Source organism: Streptacidiphilus sp. MAP5-3, assembly GCF_041262505.1.
Classification (GTDB): Bacteria; Actinomycetota; Actinomycetes; order Streptomycetales; family Streptomycetaceae; genus Streptacidiphilus.
In genome coordinates, this window is sequence record NZ_JBGCCL010000004.1 from 76,265 (window position 1) to 92,699 (window position 16,435).

The following is a 16,435-nucleotide window of genomic DNA, read 5'->3' on the forward strand; positions in this document are numbered from 1 at the left end:
CGTGTGTCGGTCGTTCTCCGGGCGGGGTGCCCGGGACGCGGGGTCAGGGTCCGCGTCCCGGGCACCGGCTCAGGGGGCGATCAGTCGAAGATCTCGAACTCGGACAGCTGGGCCGCGGGCCAGCCGGTGTTGCCGGTGATCGAGAGCTGGAGGAAGCGCTCGTCCGTCCCCGCCGGGAGCGTGAGGGTGACGGTGTTGCCCGCGTTCGGGTCGAAGACGTACCCGGTGGAGGGCAGGAGCGTGGACCAGGTGCTGCCGTCGTTCGAACCGAGGACTTCGATCGTCTCGGTGCGCGTTCCCCAACCGGCGGGCAGGGTCAGCGTGATGGTGCGTTCCTGCTGGGTGGTGCCGAGGTCGGCGGTGAGGGTCTGCGGGAAGCCGGTGCCGTCCTGGCTCTCCCAGTAGGAGCCGTCATTGCCGTCGTTGGCGTTGGAGGCCGGGAAGCCGGGCAGGGCGCTGCTGGCGCTGAGCGTGGCGTTCAGCGCCAGGTTGCTGGGCGGCGCGACGCCGCCGTCGCCGCCGATCGGGTCGGTGCTGCCGACGAGTTGGACGCTGGTCGGCGCGCCGCCGCCCGCTCCGCCGGGGACGGTGAGTGTGCCCCGGGTGATGCCCTGGCTCTGCGCGGTGAAGACGACGTCCAGCACGCACCACGCTGCGGGGTCCGTCGGGGAGGCGGCGTCGAGGGCCGTTCCGCAGGGGTGCTGGGCATCGGCACTGACGGTGAAGCCCGCACTGGCGGTGACCTGGCCGAGTGCCGCCGCCGTGGCCGCGGTGTTCATCACGACCACCTTCTGCGCGGGTGTGGCCTGCCCGACGGTGGCCGCCTCGAAGGTGGTGGTTCCCGGGTAGGCCCACAGCGGTGAGCGGGCGGGCAGGCCACAGACGGTACTGTCCCGCCAACCGGCGTTGCCGCCCGCGTCCTTGAGCTGGAAGCCGGCGCCGCAGCTGAACACTCCGGCGATGCCGACGCCGCTCGCGTGCGTGCCGGAGACGGTGACCGAGCCCGGTGCCTGGTCCTGGAAGACGTAGCTGCCGACGCCGCGGACGCGGTTGTCGTCGACGGTCACGTTGCTGACGGTGTATCCGGCGCCGGGCGGGGTGGTGACGGCCGATCCGACGTAGGCGTTGGAGTTCTGGAACATGAGGGCGGAGTACGGGCTGTCGAGGATGTCGTTGTCCCGGATCTCGACCGGGGCCGTCATGTCGCCCTGCTGCGGGTCGAACCAGATCGCGCCGACGCCGTAGTCCCAGCCCGGGTCCCACTGTCCGGTGCGCACCAGGGTGTTGCCGGTGACCAGCAGCGGTCCGCTCATCGGGACGGAGCCGAAGCGCTGCCCGATGCCGATGCCGCCGCCTCGGGTGACGGTGTCCTGGAGCAGGTTGCCGCTGATGACGTCGTGCGCGCCGGAGCCGTAGACGCCGACGTTGTTGGCCAGGCCGGGCGAGTCGACGGTGTTGTGGACCAGTGCGTCGTCGGTGTCGCCGTAGTTCTCGGCCCACAGGGCGAGACCGTCGTCCTGGGTGTTGCGCAGGAAGTTCTGAGTGACCAGGGCGTGGGTGACCGGGCCGTCGGCGGCGTTGAGGTTGATCCCGTCGGCGGTGGTGTCCTGGATCCGCAGATGATCGAGGGTCAGGCCGGTGCTGGGGCCGATGATCCAGGCGCCCACCTTCTCGTTCTGGATCCAGACGTGGGAGATCCGCGAGTCGCTGAAGCCGCCGTTGAAGCCGGTGTCGGCGCTGTTGCTGTCGTCGCGGACGTCGACGTTGCCGAAGATCGCCAGGCCGGAGATGTCGACGTGCGTGCTGGGCGGGTTCTGCTTCCCGGCGAAGGAGACGTTGTGGCCGGTCAGGACGGTGTCCCACTCCCCCGCCCCGGCGATGGCGACGTTGTCCACGTTCAGCGGCCGACTGAGCGTGTAGGTGCCCGGCGGCAGGTAGAGGCCCTGGCCGGAGGCCGAGGCGGCGTCGATGGCGTTCTGCAGCGCGGTGGTGGTGTCGGTGGCGCCGGTGTTGTCGACGCCGTACGGCGCGGCGGTGGCGTCCAGGTACCCGGCGGGTCGGGCGGTCGGCGGCGCGACCTCCTCGAAGTCGGCGGTGTTGACGACGTACCAGGGGGCGTTGTCGCCGGGGTCCACCTGGAGCCTGACCACCGTGCCCGCGGGGAGGGTGCGGTCGAAGCGGTAGCGGACGTCGTTGTAGAAGTCGTGCGGGACCTGGCCGTCGGGCCGGCCGACGCTGGGGTTGTTGCTGAAGGGGTAGGTGCCGTAGAGCCAGCTGAACTGGGAGGTGAGCGGCAGCGCGGTCGTGGCCTTGCCGTCGACGTACAGCTCCAGGGGCGCGTCGATGCCGCCGCCGTGCAGCGAGTCGGGCAGGGCGTAGTGGAAGTCCACGGCGTTGGCGGGACGGGTCAGCGTGAAGCTGACGTAGCGGCCCTGGCCGACGAGTTGGACGGCGGTGCGGCCGGTGGCCTCGGAAGCGAGGGTGCCGTAGCGGTAGTCGGAGCCGAGGACCGTGCCGTTGGTGCGGGCGTACGGGCTGGTCGCCGCGTTCTGCTCGGTGAACGGCACGTCGGCCCCCGCCTGCCGACCGGACATGGCGGTGGTCGAGGTGTGCACGGCGGCGTCGGAGGCAGCAGCCGTCGCGGCGTTCGCTCCGGTCGCGGGGAGGACCGCCAGCGGGAAGGCAAGCAGGATCGCGGCGAGCGCGGGCAGGTCGGTTCTGCGCCGCGGACGCGCGGCGCTGCGGGAGGTCATGGATTCGGCTCCGGGGGTGGGCGCTTGAGTGCACGGGGCAGAGGCGCGCGGGGCGGTCAGCCCTTCATCGAACCGGCGGTGAGTCCGGCCATGATGTTGCGCTGGAAGAAGAGGAAGAACACGATCGTCGGCACGCTGGCGATGGCGAGCGCCGCCACGAAGACGTTCTCGGGTATGCCGACATGGAGTTGGTTGATGCCGACGTTGACGGTCTGCGCCGAGGAATCGGTGAGCACCAGCAGCGGCCAGAGGAAGTCCTTCCAGACCGCGACCACCGCGAAGATGGAGACGACTCCGAGAATCGGCCGGGACATCGGCAGCACCACGGACCACAGGGTCCGCAGCGGTCCGGCGCCGTCGATCGCGGCGGCGGCCAGCAACTCGGTCGGGATCGAGTCGAAGAACCGCTTGAGCAGGAAGATGTTGAAGGCATTGGCCACCGACGGCAGCCAGATCGCCCAGGGCGTGTTGAGCAGGCTCCAGTGGAGGAAGGGGATGTCGTTGGCGGTCAGGTAGGCGGGCAGCACGATGACCGTGGTCGGGATCATCAGGGTCGCGAGCATCGCGAACAGGACCACGTTGCCGAAGACCGGCCGCAGCTTGGACAGCGCGTAGGCGGCGGCCACGTCGAAGACCAGTTGGAAGGCGAGCGCACCGAAGGCGTAGACGGTGGTGTTGAGGATCAGCCGGCCCAGGTCCAGGTCCCGCCAGGCGGTGGCGTAGTTGCTGACGGCCGGCGATGCGGGCAGCAGCGACGGCGGGGTCTGGATGATCTGCTGCGGGGACTTCAGGCCGCCGCTGACCATCCAGTACATCGGGAAGAGGAAGGCCAGCGCGAAGAGCGCGACCAGGGCCCAGAAGACGGTCCAGTAGACGGCGCGGCCGAGCGGGCGGGCGAGTTGGGCCTGCGAGACCAGGGTGCGGGTCGGCGTGTCGAAGGCGGACATCGGGCCTACTCCTCCTCGGCGCGGCGGCTGAGCCACAGGTAGCCGCCCGCGAACGCGATCAGGACGAGCAGCAGGAGCACGCCGAGCGCGGCGGCGCTGCCGTAGTTGTTGTAGTTGAAGGCGTACTGGTAGATCAGGTAGACCACCGAAGTGGTGTCGTTGGCAGACCCGGTGATCACGTAGGGCTCCAGGAAGACCTGCATCGTCCCGACGATCTGGAGCAGCAGCATCATCGAGAGGATCAGCCGGGTCTGCGGCACCGTCACGTGCCAGACACGGCGCAGCAGTCCGGCGCCGTCCAGTTCGGCGGCCTCGTAGAGCTCGCCGGGGATCCCCTGCAGCGCGGCGAGGTAGACCAGGACGGTGCCGCCCATGTTGATCCAAGTGGAGAAGAGCACCAGGCAGAGCACGGCCAGCGCGTGCGAGGACTGGAGCCACTGGACGCTCGGCAGGCCGACCGCGTGCAGCACGGCGTTGAACAGGCCCGAGTCGTCGGGGGTGAAGAACCACTTCCACAGGAACGCGGCGGCCACCGGCGGCATCATCACCGGGAGGTAGACCAGCAGCCGGAAGTACGAGCGGGCGTGCCGCAGTTCGTTGAGCACGACGGCCAGGGCGAACGGCACGGCGTAGCCGACGACGAGGGCGAAGAGGGTGAACAGCCCGGTGGTGCGCCAGGCGCTCCAGAAGTCCGGGTCGGCCAGCACCCGATGGTAGTTGTGCAGCCCCACCCACTTGGTGTCGCCCGCGAAGTTGGTGTACTGGAAGCTCATGATCACCTCGCGGATCATGGGCCACCAGGAGAAGACCGCGAAGCACAGGATCGCGCCGGCCAGGAAGAGGTACGCACTGGCGTTGCGTCGCAGCTTGCGGCCCAGGGAGCCGCGCCGGGAGTGCTCGGTCGCCCGCAGGTCGCGGGCCACCGCCCGGGTCAGGTTGATCGTCGCCATGGGTGGGGCTCTCGTCTCGTCGTCGCCGTCACCGTCGTCGTGGGGCCGGTGACGGTGTCACTGCTGGGCGTTGGCCAGGACGCTGTCGGTGGCGTCGCGGAAGGTGTCCAGCAGCTGCTGCAGGTTCGCGTTGGGGTTGGTGAGCACCGCGTCCATCGCCTTGTCGCCCTGGGCGTAGATCGCCTGGGCCTGCGGCGGCTCGACGATGAGCTTCATGTTCGGCAGCGCGGCGACGTAGGTGGCGAAGTTCTGGGTGGGAATGTTGGCGTACTTGGCCATGGCCGCGGCGTCGGCCGCGGCCGTCGCCCCGGTCCACAGGTCCGGCTCGGGCAGGCCGACGGGCTCCTTCTGCTCGGCGCGGCGCGGGTAGTTGAAGTTCTGTCCCACTCCGGAGGTGAGGAACTCGTAGTTGATCCACTTGATGCCGGCCTCGATCTGGGCCGCGGTGTCCTTCTTGTTGAACATGTAGCCGTCGCCGCCGACCAGGGTGGCCTGCTGGCCCGGCATCGGGCCGACGGCCATCTGGTCGTAGGGCACGTTGTACTGGTCGTGGATGGTGGTCAGGGTGATCGGGTCACCCACGTACATGCCGAGCTTGCCCGTGGCCATCATCTGCAGCAGGTCGTTGTACTGGAGCCCCTGCTTGGTGCCCATGACGTTGTCGGTGAAGCGCAGCTTGTGCAGGAACTGGAGCACCGCGAGGCCGTCGGCGTTGTCGAAGTTCGCCGACTTGCCGTCGGGGGTGACCATGGTGCCGCCGCGTGAGTAGAGCTCGGCGGTGAAGTGCCAGCCTCCGGTGTTGGCGGCGCTGTAGTCGGCGTAGCCGACGGTGCCGTTGCCGAGTCTGCTGATCGCGATGGCGTCGGTCTCGACCTGGTCCCAGGTGGTCGGCGGCTTGTTCGGGTCGAGCCCGGCCTTCTGGAACAGGGCCTTGTTGTAGACCAGGCCGAGGCTGTAGTTGCCCTTGGGGATGCCGTAGAGGTCGCCGGAGCTGGTGCCGCCCTGCCGGTAGATGTCGGTCAACGCGGGCTGGATGTCGGAAAGGCCGTGGATCTGGCCCGCGTACTGCTGGATGTCGGCGGCCTGACCGGACGCCACCACGTTGGCGCCGTCGGTGAAGTAGGCGTAGAAGACGTCGTCCATCTTGCCGCCGGCCAGTTTGGCGTTGAAGGTGGCCGGGTCGTCGCAGGGGTTGGCGTCGTCCCCGTTGACGGTGATGTTCGGGTTGGCCTTCTCGAACGTGGCGACGTCGGCGAGCCAGTTGGCACGCGGCTGCGCCTGGGTGGTGGGCGGCTCGCAGCCGACGGTGATGGTGACCTTGCCGCTCGCGGCGCCCGAGCCCGAACTGGAGCTGGCGCAGGCGGAAGCGGTCAGGGCCAGACCGGTCGCCAGGGCGACTGCTGCGGCGGTGCGGACTCTGCTGGCTGCTCTGATACCGGTCATCTTCGGTCCCTGAAGGTGAGGATAGGATGCGGAGGAGATCGCCCGAGGGCGGGGCCGTGCAGGGAAGTGGCAGGTCAGGGCCGCGCCCCGGGTGCAGGGCGGCGGTCTCGGCCCGGTGTGCAGCACAAGCTACGGGCGACCACGACGGCATGCAATACCGAAACTTATATGCGCAAGAACCAGACGTCTGGACGCAAGTTGACGCAGGATCAGCGCAAGCGACTGTAGGGATCTGACGGTCGGTATGACATAGTGCCCGCATGACTCGCAGACTCGCGGAAGTGGCCGACAAGGTCGGCGTCAGCGAAGCGACGGTCAGCCGGGTGCTCAACGGCAAGCCGGGCGTCTCCGACGCCACCCGCCAGGCCGTGCTGACCGCGCTGGACGTGCTCGGCTACGAGCGCCCCACCCAACTGCGAGGCGTACGCGCCCGGTTGGTCGGCCTGGTGCTGCCGGAGCTGCAGAACCCGATCTTCCCGGCGCTGGCCGAGATGGTGGGCGGGGCGCTGGTCCAGCTCGGCTTCACCCCCGTGCTGTGCACCCGCTCGGCCGGCGGGCTGACCGAGGCCGAGTACGTCACCATGCTGCTGGACCAGCAGGTCTCCGGCGTGGTCTTCTGCGGCGGCCTCAGCTCCGAGGAGCACCGGAACCTGCTGGACCGCGGCGTGCCGGTGGTCCTGCTCAACGCCGCCGTCGACTGGGCCGGCTTCCCGCAGGTCTCCACCGACGACGGCGCCGCCGTCGGACAGGCCTTCAACCACCTGCACGCGCTCGGACACCGCCGGATCGGCCTGTTGATCGGCCCCGCCGACCACACGCCCTCCGAGCGCAAGGCCCGCGCCTTCGCCGCACTGGCCGCACGCGCGGGGCTCGACCTCACCGGCCTGGTCGGCCACGCGCTCTTCTCCTTCGAGGGCGGCCAGGCCGCCGCGGGCGAGCTGATCCGGGCCGGGGCCACGGGGATCATCTGCGGCAGCGACATCCTCGCCCTCGGCGCGATCCGCGCCGCCCGCCGGGCCGGGCTGGAGGTGCCCCGCGACTTCTCCGCCGTCGGCTTCGACGACTCGGCGTTCATGAACTACACCGACCCGCCGCTGACGACGCTGCGTCAGCCGATCGACGCGATGGCCCGCGCCGCGGTCCAGCTCCTGGTCAACCAGATCGAGGGCAGCGCGCCCACCCCCAAGGAACTGCTCCACGAACCGGAGCTCGTGGTCCGCGGGTCGACCGGACCCTGGCGCGGCGAGGCGACGTAATCCGCGGCAAGGAACGGACGAATTCCGCCTCCGATTTTCAGGGCGTACACGGACCGAGGGTCGGCGCTCCAGGGCGTTGCCGCAGGTAGCAGTCGCTTGCAAGCTCTGACTGCTGACCTGACGTGAATTCCTCCGGAATTTGCGGCGAGTGCGCGATTCATTGTGCGGTGGTGTCGGCGGGGCTACCGTGCCGTCGTCCCCGGCTCCTCCCACCCCTGGAGCGACATGCCCGCCTCATCCTCGGGGCTTCGGCACGGCCGCATTCTCCCTGTGGCCGTGCTCGCCCTCCTCTCCCTGCTGTTCACCCTCGCGGTCGGCCTGGGCAGCGCCCCCGCCGCGCACGCCGATTCCACGGTCTACGAGGCCGAGAACGCCGCCCTCTCCGGCGGCGCGGTCGTCGGCACCGACCACACCGGCTACACCGGCACCGGCTTCGTCGAGGGCTACACCGACGCGAACAAGGGCGCCGCCGACACCGTCTTCACGGTCAACGCCGCGACAGCGGGCGCGTACATCTCCACGCTGCGCTACGCCAACGGCACCACGGCGACGATGACCCTCTCCGTCTACGTCAACGGCACCAAGACCAGCCAGATCTCACTGCCCGCCACCGCCGACTGGAACACCTGGGGCACCGTGCAGACCCCGGTGACCCTCACCGCGGGCAGCGACACCATCGGCTACAAGTTCGACACCACCGACAGCGGCAACGTCAACCTCGACAACATCACCCTGGCGTCGGCTCCGGTGGCCCCGCCCGGCCAGTACGAGGCCGAGAACGCCGCCCTCTCCGGCGGCGCCGTCGTCGGCACCGACCACACCGGCTACACCGGCACCGGCTTCGTCGAGGGCTACACCGACGCGAACAAGGGCACCGCCGACACCGTCTTCACCGTCAACGCCGGGGCGGCCGGGGCCACTCCGGTGTCGCTGCGGTACGCCAACGGCACCGGCTCGACCATGACGCTGTCGGTCTACGTCAACGGCACCAAGATCCAGCAGGACCAACTGCCGGTGACAGCCGACTGGAACACCTGGACCACGGTCACGGACACACTCACCCTGGCCGCGGGCAGCGACACCATCGGCTACAAGTTCGACACCACCGACAGCGGCAACGCCAACCTCGACAACATCACCGTCGGCAGCGCCTCCTCCCCCAGCCCGACGCCCACACCCACGCCGACGCCGACGCCCACGCCCACCTCCACGGGCGGTGGCGGTTCGGCGCAGGTCTACCAGGCGGCGAGCGCCTTCTGGACCGGCGGCCCGGCACTGGCCACCACCCTGTCCGGCTACACCGGCAGCGGCTACCTGACCGGCTTCACCGCCACCGGCTCCGTCGTCGACTTCACCGCCGACGTGCCGAGCGCCGGCAACTACCCCGTGACACTCTCGTACGCCAACACGTCCGGTTCGGCGCAGACCCTCTCGCTCTACCTGAACGGCGTCAAGAACGGACAGCTCAGCCTGCCGGCCGGGTCCGGCTGGCTGACCTCCTCCCAGACCGTGGCGCTGCGCTCCGGCCTCAACCTGATCGCCTATCAGACCGACAGCGGCGACAGCGGCAACGTGGCCGTCAACAGCGTCGCCGTCACCGGCGGCAACCCGCCGGCCGCGCAGGGCGCGACCGTCCCGTACACCGAGTACCAGGCCGCCACCGCACAGACCAACGGCACCGTGCTGCCCTACAGCACGACCTACCCCAGCCTCCAGGCCGAGGCGACCGGCCGCCAGGCCGTCCAGCTCACCGCGACCGGCCAGTACGTCCAGTTCACGCTGACCCGGCCCGCCAACGCGATCGTGCTGCGCTACTCGATCCCGGACAACTCCGACGGCTCCACGGCCACCGCACCGCTCGCGCTCTACGCCAACGGCACCAAGGTCCAGGACCTGAGCCTGACCACGCAGTACTCCTGGCTCTACGGCGGCGGCTACACCGACACCCACACCCCGAGCAACGGGCCCGCCCACCACTTCTACGACGAGACCCGCGCCCTGATCGGCAACTGGCCCGCAGGCACCGTACTCAAGCTGCAGAAGGACGCCGCCGACACCGCCTCCTCCTACACCATCGACGTCCTGGACGCCGAACAGGTCGACCCCGCCGCCACCATGCCCGCGACCGGCTACGTGCCGGTCACCAACTACGGCGTGACGCCCAACTCCGGGGCGGACGACACCAGCGCGATCAACAGCGCCCTCGCGTCCCTGTCCGGGACCGGCACCGGCCTGTGGTTCCCAGCCGGAACCTACCTGATCTCCGGACAGATAAGCTTCGCCAACGTCTCGATCCGCGGCGCGGGCGAGTGGTGGACCACCCTGCAGTCCACCGCCCCCAACGGCTCCGGCGGCCTCTTCGCCACCGGCGGCAGCAGCCAGGTCGCCGACCTCACCGTCGACGGCGACCAGACCTTCCGCAACAACAACTCCGGCGCCGCCGGCATCGAAGGCAACTTCGGCCCCGGCTCGCTGATCTACGACGTCTGGATCGAGCACACCAAGGTCGGCATCTGGACCGACTCCGCCAACGGCCTCTACGTGGTCGGTGACCGGGTCCGTGACGTCTTCGCCGACGGCGTCCACTTCAACGGCGGCACCACCAACTCCCGGGTCGACCAGACGGTCGTGCGCAACACCGGCGACGACGAGCTCGCACTCGACACCGAAGGCGGGAATGTCACCGGCTGCTCGCTGACGAACAACACCGTCAGCAGCCCGATCCAGGCCAACGGCATCGGCGTCTACGGCGGCGCGAACAACACGGTCGCGAACAACCTCGTCTCCGACACGGTCGCCTTCGGCTCCGGCATCACCGTCAGCACCGCCTTCGGCGCCGGCTTCAGCGGCCCGACCACGGTCAGCGGCAACGCGATGATCCGCGCGGGCTCGTACAACTCCAACTGGGGCTCGTCCCTGGGCGCCCTCTGGATCTACGCCAACCAGGACGACATCACCCAACCCGTGGACGTCACCGGCAACACCATCACCAACGCCACCTACCAGGGCGTGCTGCTCAGCTACGCCAAGCAGATCAGCAACCTCACCCTGGATCATCTGACCGTCAGCGGCGCCGGCACCTACGGCATCGACATCTCCGACGTCACCGGCAGCATGACGGCCAACTACGTCACCGTCAGCGGCGCCGCCTCCGGCGGACTCAACAACCCCGGCAACTACACCATCAACCGCGGTCCCGGCGACAGCGGCTTCTGACCGTCCGGTCCCATGCAACGTCCAGGCCGGGTGGCCTCCCTCCCCGGGAGTCCACCCGGCCCAACGGACCCGTGGTCCTGGTCAGACTCTGCGAGTGACATCGACAGACCGGAAGGCTCCGCAGGGGAAGCTACACCCGCGCGACGGGTGTCTCCGACACCGCCACCGGCGCACCGATGGCCACCGACCTGTTCATGCGGATCGGCAGCGAGACCAAGACGTTCACGGTCACCGCGCTGCTCGAGCTCGTCGACGAGGGCAGGATCCGGCTCGACGACCCGATCTGCGCCCACATCCACGGCGTGCCGTGCGGTGACCGGATCACGCTGCGTCAGCTCGCGGAGATGCGCAGCGGCCTGTTCCCGTACACCGCGGACGCGGATTTCACGCATGCGCTGCTGAACCGTCTCCGAGTTCGCGACAGTGCCGCCCGAACGGCGGATGTGACCGGCACCCACGTCCGAGCTGCAGCGATGAGCCTTCCCGGTCACAGCACTTCTGTGCGCCGCTACGCCCGTGCCGCCGCCGTGGAGGAACTGTGTGCGCCCGTGTCTGGGGGCGAAGCGCTCGGGCCCGTCGCACTAGGACGGTTGGCTGCTCCCGCCGACGAAGGTGTAGAGCTCTACGATGACACCGTCCTTGCAGCGGGCGATGTCCATTCCGGTCGCGACGGGCGGTTGACCGGCGGGGCCGAACTGGAAGCCGAGGTGGCCGAGGTCGTCGTTGACGGAGACGGGTCCGTCGGGCCGGAAGACCCAGTCCGGCGTCTGCGCACGCAGTTCTGTGGCGCGCTGGGCGAGTGCCTCGCGGCCTCGGAGGACGCGGTCGGGTTCGTGCCACACGACGTCCTGGGCGTAGGTCTGCGCGATGGCCGCGTTGCGGCGCTCGGGGTCCGGTTCGTTGAAGACGTCGAGAAGGTTGCGGCGCATCAGGTCGGCGACGGGGCTGTTCATGGGCGGTCCTTCGGGTTGCAGGGTGAGTTCTGGCCTCGGCTGGCAGTCCCACGCGAGATTTGTCGCACTCCACGTCGATGCCGGAGCAGCCACCCGGGATCAGCGCTGTTGGTCCTGCGATTTCGTCAGGGTTGCGGAGTGCGAAGAGACGGAGGATCAGGTGCGGATAAGGTCGAGTGAGACCTGCCACAAGCGTGCGGCGTTGTCCTCGTCGAGCGCGTACGCGGCGACTCCGCGGCGAACACCGGGCTCGTTGGGGCCGGCTTCGTTGCAATCCTCGAAGTAGCGGCCTCCAATGCCGTCGAGGAGGGGAGAGGCGGCCAGTAGGGCCGACGTGGCCGCACCTTGCTCCTCGTTCTTCCAGGAGACGCCGGTGCTGTCGGTGGAGGCGTCGACCTGCGGAATGTGCCGCATGAGGCCCGTGGAAGGGATACGGCCGGGGTTGAGTGCGTTGGCGAGGATGCCGTCGCCGGCCCACCGCTTCGTCGCCTCGACGGCAAAGAGAACGTTGGCTGTCTTCGACTGGCCGTAGGCGACCCACTCGTTGTAGGGACGGCGGTCGAACATGATGTCGCCGAAGTCGACGTTGCCGCCGATGTGGCCGACAGAACTGACGGCCACGATGCGCGCTCCATGTGCCCTGGCGAGGGCGTCGTGCAGTCCTACGGCAAGTGCGAAGTGCCCGAGGTGGTTCGTGGCGAACTGCATCTCCCAGCCCTGTGCCGTGCGGTTCAGGGGCATGGCCATGACGCCGGCGTTGTTGACCAGGATGTGCAGTGGCCCCTGCCATGCGGCCACGAACTGCCGGACGGACTCCTGGTCGGCGAGGTCGAGCCGTGCGACGTGCAGGTTCTGGTTGCCCGTGGTCGCCGTGATGTCGCTCTTGGCTTTCTCGCCGGCTGCGGTGTCGCGTACCGCGAGGGTGACGTCCGCGCCGACTGAGGCCAGTGCGCGTGCCGTCTCGACGCCGAGCCCGGATGAGCCGCCGGTGACGATGGCGTGCTTGCCCGTCAGGTCGACGCCGTTGACGACTTCCAGCGCGGTCGACTCTGCTCCGAACGGCGTGGTGAGCAGTGTGTGTGCCATGGGATGTTCTCTCCTGTCTCCGGTTACTGCACGCGGGCGGTGCGGCGGTGAGGTCCGGACGTGCCGGAGTGAATCGGCTTTGGGACTGCGTCCGCGTCGACCTTGGCGCGGGCGCAATGGGGGGCTGATCGCCAACCGTGTGGCGATGGCAGGGACGAGGGGGCCAGCGGTCACGAGACCGCGAGCACGGCTTTCCTGCGCAGGGTCCCGTCCTGCAGCAGCGCGTGAACGTCCGCGGCGTCCGCGAGCGGTCTGACGGTGGGGGGTCCGAAATCGGTGAGCAGGACTGCCTTTGACATGAGGTCCTCCTTCTGGGACGTCGTGTCAGAACCGCGTAGGAGTGGTGCGGAGCGCGCGCGGGCGTCCCGGGGGTGCGACTACTGCTGTTCTTCTCCGCCGTCGGCGAAGAGTTCGCTGCCGGTGACGAAGCTGCTCTGGTCGGAGGCGAGAAACAGCACGGCGTTGGCGATCTCGCGGGGGCGGGCCACTCGTCCCAACGGCACTCCGCTACCCAGTTGAGCCATGAGCCCGTCGGCCCGGGCTGCGTCGCCGGCCAGGCCGCGCAAGCCGGCGGTCTCGGTTGGGCCGGGCACGATCACGTTGACCCGCACGCTTCGGCCGGCCAGCTCCACCGCCCACGTCCGTCCGAACGACCGGATAGCCGCCTTGGTCGCGGCGTAGACGCCGAAGGCGGGAGTGCCGCTGGTGGCGGCAGTCGAGCCGGACAGGATGACCGAGGCACCCTCGTTCAGCAGCGGCAGAGCCTTCTGCACGGTGAACACCGTGCCCCGGACATTGACGGCGAAGATCTGGTCGAAGTGCGCGGCGTCCAGATCCTCGAGCGTCGCGAACGACCCACCACCGGCATTGGCGAACAGGACATCCAAACCGCGACCGCGTTGAGAGATCTTCGCGTAGACCGCATCGAGATCGCTCAGGTCGGACACGTCGCCGCGGACGCCGACCGCGCCGTGACCGATCGCAGTGACCGCCTGATCGAGCTCGGCTTGGCGGCGGCCGGTGACGAACACCTGGGCGCCCTCCTCAGCGAAGCGCTGGGCCGTCGCGAGCCCGATCCCGGACGTGCCGCCGGTCACCAGGGCCGTCTTGCCTTCAAGCTGGTTCATCGCCGTCCTCCGCCGCAGATTACGTGACATGTCAAGCATAAGCGTATGGTGGACCGCGATATTCCGCTGAACCCGGCGCCGGTGGGTGCTGACTTGACCCCCGGGAACCTCCGCCCCGACGACAAACGCAGGTTCACAGCCCACGGCCGGCTGGCTCCGATCGCTGGCTGCGGATGTCACGGTGCGTGGTCGCTCGCGGTCTCCTGCTGGTCTTCGAGATTGAAGATCGACCAGGGTCGGGCCCTCCCCCGGTATTCGCTAGCGGATCACGCCCTGCGCAACGCGCCAGGAGTCCTCGAACATGTAGTAGCGGCTGATGCGGCCCTCGTGGTTGACGACAATGTCGATGGCGAAGGGCGTGTCGATCACTTTGCCCGTCGATCGGACGACGACCCGCGCCCGTCCGATCAGGACCGCGTTCGGGCCGTCGACGACAACGCGCTCGACGTCGAACAGTTCGCGGTCGGTGTACGCACCGATCGTCTCGAAGAACTCCGGGATGTTCTCGACCGAGCGACGCCCCACCCAGGGGACGATGGCCGGGTCACCGGGGATCTCCCAGACGGCGTCGCGCGCGAACAGCTCCACAACCCCTTCGATGTCGCCTGCTCCGACGCGCTTCAGGAGCTCCTCCACCACGCTGCGCGTGTTCTCACTCATGTTCTGCCCTTTCTTCGCCGAGGGGGTTCGGCCTCTCGGTCGGTACACGGCTTTCAGGATGAGGTAACCAAAGTTGTTACATCATCGGGGACGGAAGGTCGAGGCACGGGCCTCGCGGATGGGTCGCGGCGTTCCGCGTTCGCTAGGGGGCGGCGAGCACGTCGCGCAGCACGGTCTCCAGTGTCACCTTGGCCAGTTCGTTGCGCACGGCGTCCTCGATCCCGTCGTAGATGGAGCGCATTGCCGGCTGGATCCCGGATCCCACCACGCATTGCGGGTCCGGGGTCGCGGGGTGCATGCCGAACAGCGGGCTGGGGCCGACGACGTCGTAGACGTCGAGCAGGGTGATGGAGGCCAGGTCGCGACTGAGCATCCAGCCCGCGCCCGCGCCCCGCCGGGATTGGCACAGCCCGGCCTTCTGCAGCTGGGCGAGGAGTCGGCGGATGACCACGGGGTTCGTGTTCACGCTCTTGGCGATCTGCTCCGAGGTGGCGACCTCGTTGCCGTAACGCTGGTACAGCCCGATCCAGGTCAGGGCATGCGCGGCGATGGTCATCCTGCTGTTGGCGCTCATCGGTCCTCGCCTCCTCTGGAAGTAACAGTAACTGTTACGATCAGAGGGGTCAAAGCCAGACGTAACGACGATGACGGCGATCGCGGGGCTGAGATCCCGTCAGGCGCGGCGGTCGCGGGCGTACTGCAACACGACGACGCCGCTGCCGAAGGTGCGGGCGTCGAGGAGGCGGAGGTCCTGGGTCGCGGTGAGCTCCTGGAAGAGGGGGCGGCCGCGGCCGAGGATCACCGGGTGGACGCAGATGTGGTAGGCGTCGATCAGGTCCAGCTCCCGGAAGGTCCGGGCCAGGACCGCGCCGCTGACGACCAGGTCGCCCTCGCCCAACTCGCCGTCGCCCGGCGCGGTCTGGAGGGCGCGGGTCGCGGCGGGGTCGACCTCGTGGCGGACGGTGGTGTTCCAGTCGAGCCGGTCGGCGGTGAGGGTGCAGGAGAAGGCGGTCTTGGGCTTGGTCCGCCAGATCTCCGCGAAGTCCGCCACCGCCGGGCTTGCGTCCGGGTCGGCGTCGGCGGTGGGCCAGTACGCGGCCATCAGTTCGTGGGTGACCCGTCCGCTCAGGAACGCGGCGGTGGGGCGGAGCCGCTCGTTCAAGTAGCGGTGCAGGTCCTCGTCCACCCGGTGCCAGCTGATGTCGCGGTCGAGCCGCTCGGAGTAGCCGTCGAGGGACATCGACATGAAGAGCACGATTCTGCGCACACGGTGACGCTATGCCCAGGAAGCGGCAAGCGCCGGGCGACCCGCCAGGTGGGCGAGATCCGCGATGGCGTCGCTCTTGACGAACCAGGCCAGGCCGAAGGCGAAGACGCTGACCGACTCCCCCGCGAAGACCGGCGTCAGTCCGCCCACCCCACCCCAGTGCAGCAGCGCCGTGGCCAGGATCGTGACGATGCCGGCCAGGATGACCACGCCGCAGACCAGGTAGAGCCGCTTGCGCCGCTCCCCGTCCGGCTCGCCGTCGTCGCGGAAGAGTTGGAGGCAGAAGAAGGCGAGCGAGGAGAAGACGATCGCCGCGGAGACGGTGTGGATCGCGCCCACGACGTCCGTGGCCGTGGTCGGGTGCGGCACGAGCGAGGACGGCGGCCAGGTCGGGCAGAGCGAGACGACGATCGCGAAGAACCCGGCGATCGAGCTCCAGCGGTCCTCGCGCGGGCTGTGCCGGTAGCAGATCAGCACCACCCCGATGGCCCACAGACCGCCCACGAAGACGTTGCGCATGTGGGTGTAGTACGAGCCGCTGAGTGAGTCCAGCAGGCCCAGATGGGCCGAGAACAGGCTGTTGCCGAGCGGCAGCACGATCGGCAGCGAGAGGCCGATCAGGCCCACGCCGACGCGGAGCCGCTTGACCGTGGTGGCATCCTGCTCGGTCGTCCCGCCTGCCGGAACGGATGCGTCTGTCGCCATCGCTACCCCCTTGCCACACTTCACTCCACGTCACTGCGAAGTGACGATACGTAACTTGTGATACGCGCAGAG

The 16,435-nt window shown here is 69.1% G+C and carries 14 protein-coding genes and 1 pseudogene; 3 read left to right on the forward strand and 12 right to left on the reverse strand.

All coding sequences use genetic code 11. The annotated features are described in order from the left end of the window. Positions 1–80: 80 nt before the first annotated feature. The 4 genes from ABH928_RS08895 to ABH928_RS08910 are packed head-to-tail and all read right to left on the reverse strand — an operon-like array spanning position 81 to position 6,093. Positions 81–2,753 carry a discoidin domain-containing protein gene (locus ABH928_RS08895; protein WP_370063951.1) on the reverse strand — a complete coding sequence of 891 codons (2,673 nt, stop codon included), beginning with the start codon at positions 2,751–2,753 and terminating at the stop codon, positions 81–83. A 56-nt stretch (positions 2,754–2,809) separates the two neighbouring features. Then, entirely contained in the window at positions 2,810–3,700 is an 891-nt protein-coding gene (locus ABH928_RS08900; RefSeq protein WP_370063954.1) for a carbohydrate ABC transporter permease, read from the reverse strand. 5 nt (positions 3,701–3,705) lie between these two features. Next, complete coding sequence (locus tag ABH928_RS08905; protein ID WP_370063956.1) at positions 3,706–4,650, reverse strand: carbohydrate ABC transporter permease; 945 nt, start codon at positions 4,648–4,650, stop codon at positions 3,706–3,708. Between the two features lie 57 nt (positions 4,651–4,707). Continuing rightward, on the reverse strand, positions 4,708–6,093 hold the full coding sequence (locus tag ABH928_RS08910) for an ABC transporter substrate-binding protein (protein ID WP_370063958.1): 1,386 nt from the start codon (positions 6,091–6,093) through the stop codon (positions 4,708–4,710). 260 nt (positions 6,094–6,353) lie between these two features. Here ABH928_RS08910 and ABH928_RS08915 point away from each other — a divergent pair, with 260 nt between their 5' ends. The 3 genes and pseudogenes from ABH928_RS08915 to ABH928_RS08925 form a co-directional block, all read left to right on the forward strand. After that, the gene (locus tag ABH928_RS08915; protein WP_370063960.1) at positions 6,354–7,349 is read left to right on the forward strand and encodes a LacI family DNA-binding transcriptional regulator; all 996 of its coding nucleotides are present in this window, start codon (positions 6,354–6,356) and stop codon (positions 7,347–7,349) included. A 270-nt stretch (positions 7,350–7,619) separates the two neighbouring features. Beyond that, positions 7,620–10,565 carry a CBM35 domain-containing protein gene (locus ABH928_RS08920; protein ID WP_370063962.1) on the forward strand — a complete coding sequence of 982 codons (2,946 nt, stop codon included), beginning with the start codon at positions 7,620–7,622 and terminating at the stop codon, positions 10,563–10,565. Positions 10,566–10,687: 122 nt separating this feature from the next. Beyond that, positions 10,688–10,969 (forward strand): annotated as a pseudogene (locus ABH928_RS08925) (serine hydrolase domain-containing protein); the annotation flags it as partial. A 177-nt stretch (positions 10,970–11,146) separates the two neighbouring features. Here ABH928_RS08925 and ABH928_RS08930 read toward each other — a convergent pair. From ABH928_RS08930 to ABH928_RS08965, 8 genes are all read right to left on the reverse strand, one after another. Continuing rightward, a complete protein-coding gene (locus ABH928_RS08930; protein WP_370063964.1) occupies positions 11,147–11,518 on the reverse strand; it encodes a nuclear transport factor 2 family protein in 372 nt (123 codons plus the stop codon). Between the two features lie 156 nt (positions 11,519–11,674). Continuing rightward, on the reverse strand, positions 11,675–12,604 hold the full coding sequence (locus ABH928_RS08935; protein ID WP_370063966.1) for an SDR family NAD(P)-dependent oxidoreductase: 930 nt from the start codon (positions 12,602–12,604) through the stop codon (positions 11,675–11,677). Between the two features lie 170 nt (positions 12,605–12,774). After that, positions 12,775–12,903: a hypothetical protein gene (locus ABH928_RS08940; protein ID WP_370063968.1), complete on the reverse strand. Its 129-nt coding sequence runs from the start codon at positions 12,901–12,903 to the stop codon at positions 12,775–12,777. 78 nt (positions 12,904–12,981) lie between these two features. Further along, on the reverse strand, positions 12,982–13,731 hold the full coding sequence (locus tag ABH928_RS08945) for an SDR family oxidoreductase (protein ID WP_370063970.1): 750 nt from the start codon (positions 13,729–13,731) through the stop codon (positions 12,982–12,984). A 258-nt stretch (positions 13,732–13,989) separates the two neighbouring features. After that, positions 13,990–14,391 (reverse strand): nuclear transport factor 2 family protein, encoded by a 402-nt coding sequence (locus tag ABH928_RS08950; RefSeq protein ID WP_370063972.1) that lies wholly within the window; start codon positions 14,389–14,391, stop codon positions 13,990–13,992. Positions 14,392–14,533: 142 nt separating this feature from the next. Further along, positions 14,534–14,965 (reverse strand): Rrf2 family transcriptional regulator, encoded by a 432-nt coding sequence (locus tag ABH928_RS08955; RefSeq protein ID WP_370063974.1) that lies wholly within the window; start codon positions 14,963–14,965, stop codon positions 14,534–14,536. A gap of 99 nt (positions 14,966–15,064) precedes the next feature. After that, complete coding sequence (locus ABH928_RS08960; protein ID WP_370063976.1) at positions 15,065–15,658, reverse strand: dihydrofolate reductase family protein; 594 nt, start codon at positions 15,656–15,658, stop codon at positions 15,065–15,067. A gap of 9 nt (positions 15,659–15,667) precedes the next feature. After that, positions 15,668–16,363 (reverse strand): DUF998 domain-containing protein, encoded by a 696-nt coding sequence (locus tag ABH928_RS08965; RefSeq protein ID WP_370063978.1) that lies wholly within the window; start codon positions 16,361–16,363, stop codon positions 15,668–15,670. Between the last annotated feature and the right edge of the window lie 72 nt (positions 16,364–16,435).